Genomic DNA, 16,612 nt, shown 5'->3' on the forward strand with positions numbered 1-16,612 from the left:
ACTGATATGAAGACTTACATCGTTGGCGGTGCAGTGCGCGATGAATTACTGGGCGTGGCCGTCAAGGATCGCGATTACGTGGTGGTTGGTGCAACGCCCGAAACCATGATTGCGCAAGGTTATACCCCGGTCGGTAAAGACTTCCCTGTCTTCCTGCATCCGAAGACGCACGCCGAGTACGCACTGGCGCGTACCGAGCGCAAGACTGAGCCCGGTTACAAGGGCTTCGTCTTTCATACCGATGCCAGCGTGACGCTGGAAGAAGATTTAATCCGCCGCGACCTCACCATCAATGCGATGGCGCAGGATGAAGACGGCAGTATCGTCGATCCCTTTGGTGGCCAGCGCGACCTCAAACAACGCATCTTCCGCCATGTGTCCCCGGCCTTCGCCGAAGATCCGGTGCGCATATTACGCATCGCACGCTTTGCCGCACGCTTTCCTGAATTTACGGTAGCGCCGGAAACCAATGCACTGATGCAGGGTATGGTGGTGGCAGGTGAAGTCGATGCGCTGGTGCCGGAGCGGGTGTGGCAGGAACTGGCGCGTGGCCTGATGGAAGTGCGTCCGTCACGGATGTTCGCCGTGCTGCGCGATTGCGGCGCCCTGAAGCGCATATTGCCGGAGCTGGATGCATTGTGGGGTGTGCCGCAACCGGCGCTCTATCATCCGGAAATCGATACCGGTGCGCACATCATGCTGGTGATTGATTATGCTGCCAGCATCCAGGCCGATTTGCCTACCCGTTGCGCAGCGCTGTTGCACGACCTTGGCAAGGGCGTCACACCGCCCGAGATGTGGCCGCGTCATCACGGCCACGAGATGCATAGTGCGAAACTGGTGGATGCGGTTTGCAAGCGCCTGAAAATACCGAATGACTGTCGTGACCTGGCACTCATGACTGCGCGTGAGCATGGCAATGTCGGACGTGCGCTGGAATTGCGTGCGAAGACAATAGTGAACTTGCTGGAGCGTTGCGATGCTTTCCGCAAGCCGCAACGTTTTCTCGATATGCTGGTGGCGTCAGAGTGTGATCATCGCGGACGTACCGGTTTTACAGAGAAACCGTTTCCACAAAGGCCTTATCTGCAGGCAGCGTTGACTGCGGCCCTGACGGTGAATGGTGGTGAAATTGCCGAGCTGACGCGGCAACGATATCCGGATCAGGCACAACGCATACCGGAAGCTATTCATGAAGCACGCGTGCGGGCAGTCGCCGCTGCGATCAAGGAAGTGGTGCCTGAAGAATAACTGCAATACGCATGCAGTCTTCAGGCTGGCCTGTTTCAGGTCATCGGGACGTTGCGGCGGGTAGATAGCACATATGCACGCAACTCATTGCGCGTGACGATGCCATCATTATTGGCGTCGATGCGTTCGAAGTTCTCGACGATCAGCGCCATATTTGCGGCCTGTGCTTCGGATTTGGTAATGCTCTGTACCGGTGCCTTGGTGGACGCTACTTTGTCCTGCGCATGTTTGCTTCTATAGGCTTCGGCGGACAGTTGTGCGGCGGTGGCGTTGACGACGACCAGTGCTATCGTCAGTGCGATTAGCTTTTTCTTCATGTTCACTCCCCTTTACAAGCACGAAACCGTGTTTGAAGTTCTCATTGAAAGATTATTCGGGGTAATTCGCCAACGCATTTACGCCTTGTTACATTTAGAACGCATCTCACGGATGTTTATGAAATGAGTTCTAATACAAAGCAATATTCGTTTTCCGTATAAGGGTCGAACAAAGACTTCGTTGGAAAGTTGACGTGCGCCGTCTAAGCTGGTGACAGCCGTAACGGATGGTCCGGCACGGCTGTTCACCACTTATATGCGGGGTCTGAACGTGGACTTACTTGATACCATCACGGCAGTTTCGGCGGCAGCAGTCGTGCTGGCCGCACTCATCTGCCGCCTGTAAAGCCGCACTAATATCTAGAATTTCGGGATGTGCAAAGTCTTGCTGATCATCAAGGTGCCGGAAAGCGCAAACAGCAATGCCAACGGATGCAATTCCCACGGCCCGACTTGCCATACGCCACCGTAAATGGCTGCGCCCACGCTGCCGATAGATGCCAGCCAGGCCAGAATACCGGTAATGATGACGCTGGTCGGTATCGGTGTACCTTCAAAGTAAGCTACCTTGTCTGCGCCTTCCGACAGGCTTTCTGCGGTGACGTTGTAACGTGCCAGGCGGCTGACGCCGCAACAGACGAAGTAAATCATCGCAACCCAGTCCCAGCCGCCGGTCAGACCCGCCGCAAAACCCAGTGTAACCGGTGCCAGACCGAAAGAAATCACGTCGGCCAGCGAATCCAGCTCACGTCCCATCGCCGAATGCTGGCGGCGCCAGCGCGCAATACGACCATCGAGCACATCGAATATAAAGGCGGCAGGTGCCATCGCTGCAGCAGCATAGAAGTGATGTAGCGACTGGCTCGCCATATACAGCATGGCAAAAAATACGGCGGCTACGCCGCAGGCTGCATTACCAAGCGTAAAAAAATCCGCCAGGTGAAAGCCGCGCAACATGGAAAAATGCTTGCGGGGCGCTTTGGATGGGGGCATTACTGTCTCTCTTGAATAATCTATTTTTAGTTGCCAGCCGGAACCGATGTGTGCCGGATCAACCGTATCGTAGCGGCAAGTATGTCATTGAATTAAATGATTGTGCAGGGAAATAGCCAGGTTTTTCATTGTCGTCCCCCGCTGGTGCGCCAGCTTGTTATGATGTTGTTGCAAGCTGGTATAAGTCGGTTACCGTACATACGATAGAAAATCGGGGTTTTAGACTGAAACTTTCCTTCATTGGAGGCTGCCATGCGATTGAATAAAAATGCCATGTATAAGGCACTGGGTTTTTCTCTGTGTGCTTTGAATCTCACTTTTGCTGCGAGTCTGGCTTCGGCTGCCGACACTGCGGCCAGCACGTATAAGCAGGACAGAGCTGATTGTATGGACGGCAGGTCGACACAAGACCGGGCAACATGTTTGCGCGATGTCGGTGCCGCGCTGAATGAAGCGCGGCACGGTAAATTGAAAGATGACGATGCATCGGTGTATCAGAAAAATGCACGGATACGCTGCAATGCCTTGCCGGACGCTGACAGGCAGGATTGTCTGTTACGTATGAGCGGGCGCGATACGACCATCACCGGCAGTGTCAGTGGCGGCGGTATCTTGCGTGAGACCACAACCACCATCCCTGAGCCACCACCGCCTGCAGCGCCTGCACCGGAACCCATGTATCCGAACATGCCAGCGCCGCGCTAAAGCAGAATGTGCCGAATAACAAAAAAGGCCCCATAGCGGGGCCTTTTTGCTGTGCGTTGTTTTGCCAGTGTTACTGAACAACCATCAATGTGAATGGAATCACATAGGCTTGCAGCGTGACCAGGAAGCCGACCAGGATGGCCAGCGCAATCGAATGGAAGAAAACGTAACGCAAAATGTCGCCCTCGTGTCCATACCATTTGGTCGCAGTCGATGCCACCACAATGGATTGTGCATCGATCATTTTTCCCATGACGCCGCCCGAGCTGTTCGCCGAGGCCATCAGGACTGGCGGCAGGCCCAGTTGTTCTGCAGTGGTTTTTTGCAAGCTGCCGAACAGCACGTTGGCCGCTGTATCCGAACCCGTCAAAGCCACGCCCAGCCAGCCGAGCAAAGTGCCGAACATCGGATAGAACACGCCGGTATGTGCAAATGCCAGGCCTAGTGTGGCGTCGAGACCCGAGTACTTGGTCAGGTAGCCGACACCGAACATCGCGCAAATCGTCAACAGGGAATAACGCACCAGTTTGATGGTTTGCCAGTATTCCTGCAGCAGGCGTTTGAACGAATAACCCATCAGGACACCGGCCACAATCGCCGATACAAAAATCCCGGTACCTGCCATCGACAGCACGTTGAAGTTAAATACCGCAGCTTCGAGGAAAGGCTCCTTGGCTACCGGCGGCATCTTCATGACCATCTTGTCGAGGCCAGGAATCGCGTACTTCCACGACCAGATCGCATCGATTGCTTTCTTGAAGAATGGAGTGCCCCAGACAAAGACGAAGACCGACAGAATCACCCAAGGCATCCACGATTTCGCGACGCTGATATTGGCGAGTACTGGTTTCTCTGCAGATTCCGGTTCTGGTTTGATGTCGTCCTTGGAGTTGTCATTGCGATTGCGCAGAGCCGTCGAGGTCCAGATTTTCTTAGGCTGCCATACCTTGAGGAACAAGGTCAGTGAACCCATCGACACAATCGCGGCGATCACGTCTACCAGCCAAGGGCCGTGGTAGTTCGATACGACAAATTGCGGGATCGCAAACGATACGCCGGCGACCAGGATCGCAGGCCAGATTTCGCGCATGCCGCGGAAGCCGGCAAATGCCCAGATCAGCCAGAACGGAACCAGAACCGAGAAGAACGGCAACTGGCGACCGATCATCGACGACAGGTGCAATAAATCGATGCCAGTGACAGCCGACAGTGCAATCACCGGTGCGCCGAGTGCGCCGTAAGCGACGGGTGCGGTGTTGGCGATCAGTGCCAGGCCGGATGCTGCCAGTGGTGAAAAGCCGAGACCGATCAGGATCGCACCAGTCACTGCAACAGGTGTGCCGAAACCTGCCGCACCTTCAAAGAATGCGCCGAAGCAGAATGCGACCAACAGCAATTGCAAACGTCGGTCTTCAGTGATGCCGCTGATACTGTTTTGCAGCACCTTGAAGTAACCGTTCAGTGTCGTCAGTCGGTGCAGGAAAATAATATTCAGCACAATCCAGCCGATAGGGAACAGGCCGGCGGCGATGCCGTAGCCTGCTGCTTTACCCGCCATTGCGACCGGCATGCCGAATACGAAGGCGGCAATGACGATGCCGACAACCAGTGCCAGGCCCGCCGCGAGGTGGGCTTTCATGTGGAAAAATGCGAGTGCTGCGAGAAGTACTGCAACCGGTATGCCGGCGGCGATAGTGGAGAAGCCGAAGCTGTTAAGCGGATCGTAAATCTGTTGCCATATCATGGTCGTGTCCTTTGATTGGGTAACTATAGTTTTTAACCCTCGCTGATCGTTGCAGCGCAGGGGCACGCCACCATATCAGCCACTCATAAGCACATTGATGCATAAATTTAACTCATCGATGCAATATTTTGATACCTCTGTTTGATGAAGATTCTGAGACTTCTTTTGCGGAGTTGCGCCGCTGCAAATTTCCAGGCGTGAGTGAACCGGTGTGTGGCGGTGTGTGAGAGAGGCGACGCGCCGATCTGGCGCGTCTGGTCTGCGGACTTACAGAGGAATGCGAAGGGATGAGGGCTCAGATGTTTCTTGCTGCGAGCATGGCAGGCGGAGTTTATGACTGTTGTAATTTAACGTTTAATTAATGTGTCTTACAACATGCTTACTTTGTTGGCGCAATAAAATTCGCATAACCTCGCGCACGTAATTCACAGGCCGGACATTTGCCGCAGCCATAGCCCCAGTCATGCAAGGCACCACGTTCGCCGAGATAGCAGGTATGGGTGCCGGCGCGTATCAGGTCGACCAGCGTATTGCCACCCAGGTCTTGCGCCAGTTGCCAGGTCTCAGCCTTGTCTATCCACATCAGCGGTGTTTCCAGCTTGAGACGGGTAGCCATGCCGAGGTTGAGTGCTACTTGCAGCGCTTTCATGGTGTCATCGCGGCAATCCGGATAACCGGAGAAGTCGGTTTCGCACATGCCTCCGACCAGTACATCGAGTCCGCGACGATAAGCGACGGTCGCAGCGACGGTCATGAACAGTAAATTGCGCCCGGGTACAAAGGTATTCGGCAAGCCGTTTTCCATCATGGTGATTTCTACGTCTTGCGTCATCGCGGTATCGGATATTTTTGAGATGAGCGACAGATCGATCATATGATCTTCGCCCAGCTTTTTGTCCCATTCCGGATTAATGCCGCGCAAGGATTGCAGCACGCCCGGACGCACTTCCAGTTCGACGGCATGACGCTGGCCGTAATCGAAACCGATGGTTTCAACCCTGGCGTAACGCTTCAGCGCCCATGCGACGCAAGTCGTGGAGTCTTGTCCTCCGCTGAACAAGACCAGCGCACCATCTGCAGAACTCATAATTTCTTTCAGTAACAATCAACAGCAAATATCTATCGCCGGCAATAGTTTACATCGCCGCGCCTGGCGGGATTATATGCTCAGGTGAACTTTCATTACGTCCGCTGCTTATACCGGGTCGACTTTGGTGAGAGTTTGTTCGATGAAGTCGCCTTCAGGTTCGGTGATGCGTACGCGTGCCGGATACCATTCCATAGACGGTGCGAACCAGATATCCAGTTTTTGTCCATTGTCGCCATCCTTGATGACGCGGCTGACTTTTACTGTGTTCAGGTCGCCGGTGGCAGTTTTGATTTTCTCGGCCTTATTGACTTTGAAGATCCACGCATCCGCATCTTTTTGTCCGACCACGGTTACTGGAATGCTGGCACCGGCTTTGAATTTGTTCGGTGTACTACGTGCGATGGTCGCGAGTTGCCAGACTATGCTATTGCGATCCTGTTCACCGCCCTTGATCGGATAGCTGGCATCGGACGCACTGAAGGTGATGGTCTTGGCGTCGCGATTAAAAGTCGCGGTGGTTGGATCCTTGCGATAGCGTTTTTCTGTCGAGGTCGAGGGTGCCAGGCCATAGGCATCGATAGTACCTTCGCTTTTTGCTTCCAGTATCTTGCCCAGCAGCATGGCACGGGTTTCAGTTGTAATCGAGTAAGTTGCCTTGTCCGTTTTCCAGTGGATGATGGCAGTACCGTTCAGTGGCAAACCACGCTGGTTGGCATTGATTGCATAGTTCAGGTCGGCCGATGGTGGCAGGTTGAAACTGCGTTTGGCGGGCGTTTGAGCCAGTGTGGCGCTCGCTGAGGTAGCGATCACAGTGGCGAGCAGCATGGATTCCAGATTACGGTAAAGATTACGCTTCATGGGGACACCAAAAAAGTATTGTTAAGATTATATGACTAGTGAGGGGCGGAAACGTTCAGCTTGCTTAAGGACATATCAAGATAATCGCCATTGGCTTCCGTATAGCGCAGGCGTACCGGATACCAGTTTAATTGCGGCGCGAGCCAGATATCCAGTTTTTGGTCGTAGGAGCCGCGTCTTGGCGCGCGCGCTACATGCCATGCGCTGATGGTGGTGCCATCAACCACGATGTCTTCCTGGCCGATCACCAGTATGTGCCATGTTTCTGCATCGCGTGTGCCGGCGACAAATAAATCGATGCTGGCTCCGGCGACGAATTTTTCACTATCGCCGCGACCTATGCCTGCCAGTTGCCAGATGATGCTGGCGCGATCTTGTTCGCCACCAGTACGCGGATAGGATTTGGTTGAGGCAGAAAAGCTGATTAGTGCCGGATCGCGCTGGAAGTGGGTATTGGTTTCGGAGCGGCGAAAACGTTTTTCGCTATAGAGCTCGGGCACGATGCCTATATCCGTGATGCTGCCGCTGCTTTTGAAGCGCAAGGCGGTAATAAAGAGCACCCCGAAGTCACCATCTACCGTGTACTGATGGCCATCGGTATGCCAGCTGATAGTGCCGCTGCCATAGGTAGGCGATCCTTCCTTCGGGATTTTCTGGATGTCGTATTTCAGGTTGGCTGAGGGCGGCAGATCGATTTTGTAGGCGATGCCTTCTTCTGCTTCCGGTGTTGCTGGTTCCGGCGTTTCTTCTGCCGCGACTTTGTTGTCGCCAGTGCTTGCCGTCGGTGTCTCATGTTCCGCAGGGCTGAGCGTCTCGGTTGCAGGCGCAGTGGGGGCCGCTACCGGAGCGGGAGCCGGTGGCCGCGGCCGTGGTTTGGGCTTGGCGGCGACTATTTTCGGTTTAGGAATGACGGGCGGTTCGCTTTCCAGCGTCGCGGCGACGATCATGGTGTCGTCTGGTGGTTGGCCTGATGGCAGTGTGATCAGGCCGCGCGCCCAGGAAATGATGATCAGGTGCAGCAACAGGGACGTCAGCAAAACCAATAGCCCGCCCACGTATAGCCGTTTGCGCGGCTGGGCGTGCGGGGATGGCGGTATCTCTGTCGTCATGGCGCTAGTGTAAACGCAAGGGCCGCGATTCGGTGCACAAGCGGGCAGGCATGTGGCCGCGTAAAATGGCCGTTTTAAGAAAGTCCTGCATTGAAAATTCAAGTAAAAAATATACTGGCTACCGTCCTGTTGTGCGCCTGTGTCGTGGCGCAAGCGGCTGAGCCCATCCGTATAGGCATGATAGATGGCATGTCTGGTGCCTTTGCGAATGCGGGCGAAGCAGTCGTGCGTAACCTGCAACTGGCGATAGACAAGGTCAATGCGCGCGGTGGCGTAAAACTGCCGGATGGTGCACATCCGCTGGCGCTGGAAATTTTTGATAACAAACTGGGCGTGGAAGAATCACTGCTCGAGTTCAAACGACTGACCGACCAGCGCATACCCTTTATGGTGCAGGGAAATAGCTCTGCGGTTGCAGCCGTCTTGCTGGATGCCGTCAACAAGCACAATCAGCGGCTGCCGGATAATCGTGTGCTTTTCCTGAATTACTCGGCGGTCGATCCGGCGTTGACGAATGAAAAGTGCAGCTACTGGCATTTTCGTTTTGATGCGAATGCTGATATGCGCATGAACGCATTAACCGAAGTCATCAAGCGCGATACCCGCGCCAAGCGTATTTATCTGATCGGGCAGGATTACAGTTTCGGCCGTCTGGTCGCGCAGGCGGCGCGCGTGCAACTGGCCGCGAAGCGGCCGGATATCCAGATCGTCGGTGATGAATTGCATCCTATCGGCAAGATTAAGGATTTCGCGCCTTACATTGCAAAGATCAAGGCCAGTGGCGCCGATGCCGTGATTACCGGTAACTGGGGAAATGATCTGACGCTGCTGGTGAAAGCGGCAAAAGAGTTTGGCCTTCATACCAAGTTCTATACCTTCTATGGCAACGGCCTGGGTGCTCCGGCTGCTATCGGTGACGCTGGCGTGGATCGGGTACGCGCGGTGGCGGAATGGCATCCGAATGTGGGCGACGGCGCCAGGGATGGTGCCAGTGACCGGTTTTATCATGCCTTCCGCCAGCGTTACCCACAGCCTAAGGATGACTACGTACATTTGCGCATGCACATTATGATAGAGATGCTGGTGACGGCAATAGAGAAAGCAAAATCGACCGAAGCACTGGCCGTAGCGCAGGCATTGGAAGGGGCGCATTATCAGAATGCATTCCATGATGCGACCATGCGTGCCGCCGATCATCAGTTGATCCAGCCTTTATACGTATCGGTGATGCGCAAGAAATCCGAAGGCGGCATGCGTTTCGACAACGAAGGAAGTGGCTACGGTTTCAAGACCGAGTTGTATCTGCCTGCGGCCAGCACTTCCTTGCCGACCAGTTGCAAGATGCAGCGTCCATTGCGCTAAACAGGGCGCTTTATCTGCTACGCTTAGGGTACTTTGTCGTGTAACTGCATCCAGGAGCTTCGTCATGACCCAGCCCAATATGCCCAATCTCCCTGGCTTCGATGCCATGGCCGACACGATGGAATTCGTCAAGAATATGTGGGGTGGGATGAAGCCACCAGCCAGTGCGATTCCAGGGATGGTGATGCCGACCTTATCGGTGGAAGAAATCAACAAGCAGATCGCTGATTTAAAAGCGGTCGAAGTCTGGCTGACTGCGAATATGAATATGTTGCGCGGGACGATACAGGCGCTGGAAGTCCAAAGTGCGACGCTGAGTACCTTGCACAGCATGGGACAGACTTTCGCTGCCGAGCCTAAAGTTGAAGCTGCCGTCGAACCACCTGTTGCTACGGCTGCCGATCCTTTGCATAGCAGTGCCGCTCAAGCGAACCCCGCGGCATGGTGGAATATGTTGCAGGATCAATTCAATCAGGCAGTCAGCAGCGTCATGTCAGAAGAAGCTGCACGGCAAAAGAATGCCGCCAAGTCCGCTGCAAAGAAAAGCACCTCGACCAAAAAGCCCGCAGCGAAATCAACTACCGCCAAGCCAGCTAGGAAACGTCCGCCTGCTGCAAAAACCTGAGCTTCTTAAGCTGCAGGCTTGCTGCTGGCGGCGGGGTCCGGCGGTATGCGTAAGTGATGCGCCAGCCAGATAGTCACGATGCCGCACGCTACCGCGAGATAACCGACGGTGTCGTAATGCTCGATCTGGCCGCCAGGCGTACGCGTAATGATCAGGCCGGCAATCAGCGTTGCCAGGCCGGATGACAACATCTGCACCGATGAAATCAGGGTCATAAAGGTGCCGCGTACATGCGCCTCCGGCACTGCACTCACCATCGCCATGCCAGGCACCATGCGCCCCGGCACCAGGATGAAGAATATCGTCGAGTTGATCAGCACCAGCCACCATGCAATCGGCACCAGGTGGGTAGTGATCAGCAAGGGGATGAATGAGGCGATCGCCACAATTCTGTACATCTTCAGCTTGCCGTACTTATCCGCCATCCGGCCTATCAGTTGCGAAGTAAAGAAGGTCGCCGCACCACCGCACAGATACACCACGGTAATGAACGATTCAGGCAAGCCCACATTCGTCGTCATGTACAAGGCGATGTATGGAATGACGGTGAAGCCGGCCATCATGATCATCGCAATAAAGGCAAAGGCGGTTAAATGTCGCGGTTCTTTAGCGACCGCAAAGATACGCTGGAAGATATTGCCGACAGGTTTGTTATGCAAATGCGCGGTCAGGTTAGGCAGCAGCTTGTAACCGATCACCCAGAAAATACCCGACAGCAGCACGATGAAAAAGAAGGGCGCACGCCATCCCAGCGCAGGGAAGGTAGATGCCAGTAACAAGCCCAGCGGCACGCCGGCCACGGTAGAAATGGAAAATGCTGCCATCACCGTACCGAGTGCTTTACCGCGACGTTCAAATGGAATCACATCTGCAATCATGGTTTGCACCAGGCCGCCGAGGATGCCGCCAAACGCGCCTGCCAGCGCACGTGCGATGAGCAGGAAGGTAAAGTTGGGTGCAAGTCCGCAGCACAGCGTTGCGATGATGAAGCACGCATACAGCACCAGCAGCAGTTTACGTCTATCAAAGCGATCGATGTAGGTCGCTGCCAGCAGGCTGGATGCGGCGGCGGTAAATGTGTAGGACGACAGCAGCAGGCCGAACTGATGTGTATCGATGTGCAGCAGCCTGATCAGTTGCGGACCAAGCGGCATCATGATCATGAAATCAAGAATGTGCGTGAACTGTATGCCGGCGATGGTCAGCAAGAACAGGCGTTCATTTTTGATGACGGGTGTATGTGTAGAGGAGTGCAATAGAACCTGCTGAGTAAATATAGCGTGAGACTGACTGATAAGACTTGAATCTGGACTGGTGCGTAAGCCGGACACCGGTGCTGGATGCGCGCGGATACATGGCGCGAGAATTTGAATTCTTTTAAGCGGTGACCAGATGTATGGAGATTCTGCGTACGCTTAGTCTAATGCTTTTTGCAAAGTGATGCCGGACGGGGCATAGAGTCAGAAATATAGACGGATGGATGTGCCCTATTGTATGTAAAAACTGCGCTGTTGTTATGGCGGCAGGCGTATATATCTGTTGCAGCTAATGAATAATCCATCTTCATTAATGCAAAAGTGATGTCAGGTGCTTACCGAAAAATTGTTAGTGTCCTAGCGGCTGATGCTGCTAAAGTTCGCTGATAAAAAATAATCACAAGGGTGCGGGCATGGTCTGGTTTCTTGCGTATGTATTGGCAGGTGCATTTGTCGGTGTCTTGGCCGGTTTGCTGGGCATAGGTGGCGGCATGACACTGGTACCCATCATGGCGGCCTTGTTCGCAGCACAGCACTTTGCTCCTGACCACGTCGTGCATCTGGCGCTGGGTACCTGCATGGCTTCCATTGTGTTTACCTCCGGCTCCAGCGTACGTGAGCATCTGAAGTTCGATGGTGTCGATTTCAATATCGTCAAGCGTATGTCCCCCGGGCTGGTAGTAGGCAGCTTGCTGGCTACTTCTGTGTCAGCGTGGATACCGCAACGTCATCTGGCATTGAGTTTTGCCGTGATCGTGTTCTTCGGTGCGACGCAAATCCTATTGAATAAAAAGCCCAAAGCAGCGCGCACTTTGCCTTCCGCCGGCCCCTTGTTTGGCGTTGGTTTGATCATCGGCATCATCGGCGGGCTGGTATCAGCGGGCGGTGCATTCCTGACGATTCCATTCATGCTGTGGTGTGGTGTGCCGATGAAGAAAACCATCGGTACCGGCGCGATGATGGGTATACCTCTGGCCATCGTCGGAACCATAGGTTATGTGATTTCCGGCTGGAGTGTGCCGGACTTGCCGGATGACGCGGTGGGCTTTATTTCCATCATCGCGCTGGCAGGTATCGTCTGCGGCAGTGTCTTTACTGCACCTTTCGGTGCGCGGCTCGCACATCGCCTGCCGGTGCCGGTATTAAAACGCATCTTCGCCTGCCTGCTGTATGTGCTGGCGGCGAAGATGTTGTGGACTTACTGGTAGTGGAGAGAGCTTGCCTGCAGGCTTGCAGGCAAGTCAGGACATCAGTTTTTGCGCGAGAATTTCTCTGCTAACTGGGTCAGTTTTTCTGCACGCAGGCGTTCTGCTTCTTCTGCTTCACGCAGTTTTGCTGCGGCCTTGCGCTGGGTTTCTTCGGCCTGACGCTGTGCCTTGCGGTGTTCCGCGTTCTTTTTGAAGCGTTCTTTCAGCGTAGTCGTCGCATGTGTGCGATGTACTTCCGTAACCTCATCCGCATTGCTGCCGTCCAGGTTGAAGCGTACGGTCGCTTTCTCCATGCCTTTCAGGTAACGCAGGGAATTGGTGTGTATGCCGAGCGCGGTGCGCAGCGATTTACGGCTGACATCCGGGATTTGCGCGATCAATTGCTTGTCGATGCCGATGGCTAAAGGCAGGAATTCGCCGAACACGGTAAATTTTTCCTGTAGTTCCTTGAGCAAGGTACGGGCGGATTGAATTGGGTTAGGCGTAGTTTCGGTAGTCGTCATTAACAGCGGTTCAGCAATAGAGGATCCAGGGTGCGCAGGATAGCACGATGCAGGAAGATTGCCTGCAGTTGTGTGTTTTTTGTCTACACTCATGCTACCGAATCTTCGTACTCGGTGTACAGTGCCGCATGCCTTATCTATACAAAAATGAAACGTGATGATGTACGAAGACGACGAAAATGCACAGGATCAGTCGCTTGCGCGGCCGTGGATAGTCCTGAAGACCACTTATGACGTGGAAGCATGGATAGACCATCAGAACCGCAATATCCAGTATCTGATTAAAGGCAATAAGAACAGCGGCTGGGGAATTTGTTTCGAATTGACCGAAGGCGGTGAGATTTATTTGCATACGACCTCGGAAGGCGACGTACTGCTGGATGTGACGCCGGATGCGGAATGGGTCGCACCCTTGATCACTGCGGTGACGCAGGTGGAGGCACCGCGTACACAGATCTGGGCTTTGCCCGGGGATAAATTAACCCAGCTGGTGCTGGGCTTGAGTCCTTTGCTGGCAACGACGCGGCTGGTGACAGATCACAGTTTCAATCTGAAAAAATACTAAAACAGTACGTTTCATTAAGCATAAAAAAGGGCGAACCAGCTATGCTGGTTCGCCCTTTTTGTTTGCAGCCGTCGTCGAGCGACGACGGTGTGCAGCTTATTAAGCGGTTGCTTCTGTTTTGTGGTGACGTTTGCCGAGGTAGGTGCCGACGATGACGACGCCGATAGCCAGTACCAGACCTGGAATGCTCAGGTGGCTGCTGCCGAACAAACCGATTTCGTGGTGCGGCATGTTTGCTGCGATCCAAGGTGTGACTGCCGTGTCAGAGAACAGCATTTCACCAGCCAGGTAACCCAGCAGTGCTGCGCCCAGTGTGATGATGATAGGGAATTTTTCCATCAACTTCAGTACCAGTGCGCTACCGAACACGATCAGCGGAACGCTGATGGCCAGGCCGATGATCAGCAGTACGACATTGCCGTTTGCTGCTGCAGCGACGCCGAGGACGTTGTCCAGGCTCATGACCAGATCGGCGATCAGGATGGTTTTGATGGCGCCCCACAGGTTGGAGTGGCCTTCAATGTTTTCTTCGCCGCCGTCTTCGGCCAGCAATTGCACGCCGATGTAGAACAACAGAATCGCGCCTACCAGTTTGAGGTAAGGCAGGGTCAGTAATTGCAGCGCGAAAATGGTCAGGACGATACGCAGGATAATGGCGGCAGCACTACCGTAGATGACGGCCATTTTCTTTTGTTTTGGCGGCAGGGATTTCGCGGCCAATGCAATGACGACTGCATTATCGCCGGACAGCACGATGTTAATCAGGATGATGTTGCCGAGTGCGGCCCAGAATGCTGGAGTTCCTAGTAAGTCCATGTCTTCCTCAAAGTTTATTGAATATAAGCGGCAGTCGGCGTACGACCATGTTGTTGTCTGTCCGTGGAAACCACGGCCATCTTTTGGCCACTACTTGCTAACGTGTGCAAATTTTCTACTAATCAATACGTATGAGCTTAAGTCCAGTATAGAGACAAAAACCCAGACCGGAAGGGACGGTTTCTTACAGTTGCGAACGTCCCCTACGCAGGCGCAGGTTAGCTCGGCAGAACTCAAATTAACGTGATATTAGCGTTATTTTTTCGTTAAAACAGATTGGAAGTGGATGCGGAAAATACTACCCCCTTGCGGCCTGTCGTCGTGCTCAAGTCTGGCGCCCAGGTATTCGCAAATGCGGATGGCGAGGGCCAGGCCGAGACCGGAGCCGGCCGAGCCTATGAGTGCGGGTTGGGTGGGGTCATTTTTCAGGCGCGCGCGGATGATGTCCGGCACACCGGGGCCGGTGTCTTCGACCAGTACGCTGTGATCCTGTATGGATACGACGACCGAGCCTTCATCTGTGTATTCGCAGGCATTGCGGATCAGGTTGCCGATCGCGGATGAGAGTAGCTCCTTGCGTCCGAATACCGAGAAATCCTTGCCTTCCTGGAAGTGCAGGCTGATGGGGCGGTCCCGTACCAGCGGCTGGCCGCGTTCTATCTCGGCCCGGATGACTTCTGAAATCGAGGTGAGCGGCCGGTCTATGGTGTCCGGACGGCGGGCCAGCAGCAAGAGCACGCTGACGCAATCGGTGGCTTCCTTCGCAGCGCGCATGATGCGCAGTGCAGGTGCCTGCACTGCTGGTTGATCGCTGGTCTGCTCAACCAGCAGTTCGGCGGCGCCGATGATGATCGTGAGCGGGGTGCGCAGTTCATGGCTGACGTCGCCAGTGAAGAAGCGTTCGCGGGCGAGGAATTGCTTGAGTTCTGCAGTATGTTCGGCGAAGGCGCGCGCCAGTACGCCCAGTTCATCCTGATGGTTTAGCAACGGAAGTTCGGCGTTGGTTTTTTTATCCATCACCGCATTCGCGAGCGTGATGATGGGATCGACGAAGCCACGTGCGATGAAGCTGCCGAGGAAGAGCGAAAGCGCCACGAAGCCGAGGAAACCTGCGCCCAGCATCGCAAATATGACGTGCTCGATATTTTTGTATTCGCTGGCGCGGTCGATCACGACGTAAGGGCCGGCGGCATCCTGGCCTACCAGCAAGTGCACGTACTGATCTTCGAATACACGTTTGGCAACGCCATAGGGCAGCTTGTGTAACTCAGGCGGGATGGCGGCTCCATGGTAGAAGCTGACGTCGGACGGCATTTCTACCGGCATGCCGGCAGCATGGCGTGGCGAAGCCCACGCAGCGATGCTGCGCAGGTGTTCATCAACCAGCAAATCTTCTATGCCGACAATGGCAACAGAGGCGACGACACCGACGAAGGTACAAACCGCCAGTGCGAAGAAAAGATAGGCTACAACGATGCGGCGGCGCAGCGTACTAGGGCGCTTCATCCGCATCTACCAGGCGATAACCTATGCCTTGTACCGTACGCAACATGGCAAACGGATGCGCCTTATCGAGTGCCTGACGCAAGGCGTGGATATGGGTGCGCAGTGCATCACTATCTGGCGGGTGGTCGCCCCAGACTTCAAGTTCCAGTGTTTCGCGCGAGACGACTTTCGGCGCTTCCTTCATCAGGCAGGTCAGGATCTTGAAGCCGGTCTTGGTCAGTGAGATAGGAATGCCGTCACGTTTAACCTGATAGGTCGAGGTATCGAATACCAGATTGCCCACGCTCAGGAAGTTGGTGCCCTGGTTCTTGCCGCGCGCGCGGCGTACCAGTGCTTTCAGTCGGACTTCCACTTCCAGCAGCGAGAATGGTTTGACCAGGTAATCGTCGGCACCGCTATCGAAGCCGGCGACTTTGTCGTCCAGCGTATCGCGTGCGGTCAGCATCAGCACCGGTGTGTCTTTTTGCAGTTCATCGCGCATCTTGCGGCACAGGGTCAGGCCGTCTATGCCGGGCAGTTTGATGTCGAGGATGACGGCATCGTAGTCATGTTGTGCTGCGAGCGCGAAGCCTGCATATCCGTTGGCAGCGGAATCGAGTACGTAGCCGCGCGGCTCAAGGAAAGCGTACAGATTCGCGACGATATCGGCATTGTCTTCAATAATCAGAATGCGCATGGTAGTGATGGCGATTGCTCGCCTCTTT

The 16,612-nt window shown here is 54.5% G+C and carries 17 protein-coding genes; 6 read left to right on the plus strand and 11 right to left on the minus strand.

What is annotated here, in order from left to right; all coding sequences use genetic code 11:
- Positions 1-6 precede the first annotated feature (6 nt).
- Positions 7-1,251, plus strand: coding sequence for a multifunctional CCA addition/repair protein (locus tag DBR37_RS10370; protein ID WP_124574399.1), 1,245 nt, complete (start codon positions 7-9; stop codon positions 1,249-1,251).
- Positions 1,252-1,286: 35 nt separating this feature from the next.
- On the opposite strand, the gene DBR37_RS10375 is transcribed toward DBR37_RS10370, so the two are convergent.
- Positions 1,287-1,568, minus strand: coding sequence for a hypothetical protein (locus DBR37_RS10375; protein WP_124574400.1), 282 nt, complete (start codon positions 1,566-1,568; stop codon positions 1,287-1,289).
- A gap of 360 nt (positions 1,569-1,928) precedes the next feature.
- A complete protein-coding gene (locus DBR37_RS10380) occupies positions 1,929-2,561 on the minus strand; it encodes a phosphatidylcholine/phosphatidylserine synthase (protein ID WP_124574401.1) in 633 nt (210 codons plus the stop codon).
- Positions 2,562-2,813: 252 nt separating this feature from the next.
- Between DBR37_RS10380 and DBR37_RS10385 the strand changes: the two genes are divergently transcribed.
- Complete coding sequence (locus tag DBR37_RS10385) at positions 2,814-3,266, plus strand: hypothetical protein (RefSeq protein ID WP_124574402.1); 453 nt, start codon at positions 2,814-2,816, stop codon at positions 3,264-3,266.
- 70 nt (positions 3,267-3,336) lie between these two features.
- Here the strand turns inward: DBR37_RS10385 and DBR37_RS10390 are convergent, their stop codons facing one another.
- The 4 genes from DBR37_RS10390 to DBR37_RS10405 all read right to left on the minus strand — a co-directional run bounded on the left by DBR37_RS10390 (position 3,337) and on the right by DBR37_RS10405 (position 8,067).
- Positions 3,337-5,007 carry an L-lactate permease gene (locus DBR37_RS10390; RefSeq protein ID WP_199739104.1) on the minus strand — a complete coding sequence of 557 codons (1,671 nt, stop codon included), beginning with the start codon at positions 5,005-5,007 and terminating at the stop codon, positions 3,337-3,339.
- A 382-nt stretch (positions 5,008-5,389) separates the two neighbouring features.
- A complete protein-coding gene (queC, locus tag DBR37_RS10395) occupies positions 5,390-6,097 on the minus strand; it encodes a 7-cyano-7-deazaguanine synthase QueC (protein WP_124574404.1) in 708 nt (235 codons plus the stop codon).
- Positions 6,098-6,205: 108 nt separating this feature from the next.
- Positions 6,206-6,958, minus strand: a complete 753-nt coding sequence (locus DBR37_RS10400; RefSeq protein ID WP_124574405.1) for a DUF3108 domain-containing protein — start codon at positions 6,956-6,958, stop codon at positions 6,206-6,208.
- A 35-nt stretch (positions 6,959-6,993) separates the two neighbouring features.
- On the minus strand, positions 6,994-8,067 hold the full coding sequence (locus DBR37_RS10405) for a DUF3108 domain-containing protein (protein WP_124574406.1): 1,074 nt from the start codon (positions 8,065-8,067) through the stop codon (positions 6,994-6,996).
- Between the two features lie 90 nt (positions 8,068-8,157).
- On the opposite strand from DBR37_RS10405, the gene DBR37_RS10410 reads away from it, so the two are divergent.
- The gene (locus DBR37_RS10410) at positions 8,158-9,429 is read left to right on the plus strand and encodes a branched-chain amino acid ABC transporter substrate-binding protein (protein WP_124574407.1); all 1,272 of its coding nucleotides are present in this window, start codon (positions 8,158-8,160) and stop codon (positions 9,427-9,429) included.
- 64 nt (positions 9,430-9,493) lie between these two features.
- The gene (locus tag DBR37_RS10415; RefSeq protein ID WP_124574408.1) at positions 9,494-10,054 is read left to right on the plus strand and encodes a PhaM family polyhydroxyalkanoate granule multifunctional regulatory protein; all 561 of its coding nucleotides are present in this window, start codon (positions 9,494-9,496) and stop codon (positions 10,052-10,054) included.
- 5 nt (positions 10,055-10,059) lie between these two features.
- Here DBR37_RS10415 and DBR37_RS10420 read toward each other — a convergent pair whose 3' ends face one another.
- Positions 10,060-11,310: an MFS transporter gene (locus tag DBR37_RS10420; protein ID WP_124574409.1), complete on the minus strand. Its 1,251-nt coding sequence runs from the start codon at positions 11,308-11,310 to the stop codon at positions 10,060-10,062.
- A 413-nt stretch (positions 11,311-11,723) separates the two neighbouring features.
- Here DBR37_RS10420 and DBR37_RS10425 point away from each other — a divergent pair, with 413 nt between their 5' ends.
- Entirely contained in the window at positions 11,724-12,518 is a 795-nt protein-coding gene (locus tag DBR37_RS10425; RefSeq protein WP_124574410.1) for a sulfite exporter TauE/SafE family protein, read from the plus strand.
- A gap of 41 nt (positions 12,519-12,559) precedes the next feature.
- Here DBR37_RS10425 and DBR37_RS10430 read toward each other — a convergent pair whose 3' ends face one another.
- Positions 12,560-13,021, minus strand: a complete 462-nt coding sequence (locus tag DBR37_RS10430; RefSeq protein WP_124574411.1) for a ProQ/FINO family protein — start codon at positions 13,019-13,021, stop codon at positions 12,560-12,562.
- Between the two features lie 157 nt (positions 13,022-13,178).
- Between DBR37_RS10430 and DBR37_RS10435 the strand changes: the two genes are divergently transcribed.
- Positions 13,179-13,586 carry a hypothetical protein gene (locus tag DBR37_RS10435; protein ID WP_124574412.1) on the plus strand — a complete coding sequence of 136 codons (408 nt, stop codon included), beginning with the start codon at positions 13,179-13,181 and terminating at the stop codon, positions 13,584-13,586.
- 99 nt (positions 13,587-13,685) lie between these two features.
- On the opposite strand, the gene DBR37_RS10440 is transcribed toward DBR37_RS10435, so the two are convergent.
- The 3 genes from DBR37_RS10440 to DBR37_RS10450 form a co-directional block, all read right to left on the minus strand.
- Positions 13,686-14,402, minus strand: coding sequence for a TerC family protein (locus tag DBR37_RS10440; protein WP_124574413.1), 717 nt, complete (start codon positions 14,400-14,402; stop codon positions 13,686-13,688).
- Positions 14,403-14,657: 255 nt separating this feature from the next.
- Positions 14,658-15,908 carry a sensor histidine kinase KdpD gene (locus tag DBR37_RS10445; RefSeq protein ID WP_124574414.1) on the minus strand — a complete coding sequence of 417 codons (1,251 nt, stop codon included), beginning with the start codon at positions 15,906-15,908 and terminating at the stop codon, positions 14,658-14,660.
- Positions 15,895-16,584, minus strand: a complete 690-nt coding sequence (locus tag DBR37_RS10450) for a response regulator transcription factor (protein ID WP_012081018.1) — start codon at positions 16,582-16,584, stop codon at positions 15,895-15,897. The genes DBR37_RS10445 and DBR37_RS10450 overlap by 14 nt, the downstream gene beginning before the upstream one ends.
- Positions 16,585-16,612 lie beyond the last annotated feature (28 nt).

Source organism: Herminiimonas sp. KBW02 (assembly GCF_003852535.1).
Taxonomy (GTDB): domain Bacteria; phylum Pseudomonadota; class Gammaproteobacteria; order Burkholderiales; family Burkholderiaceae_D; genus Oxalicibacterium.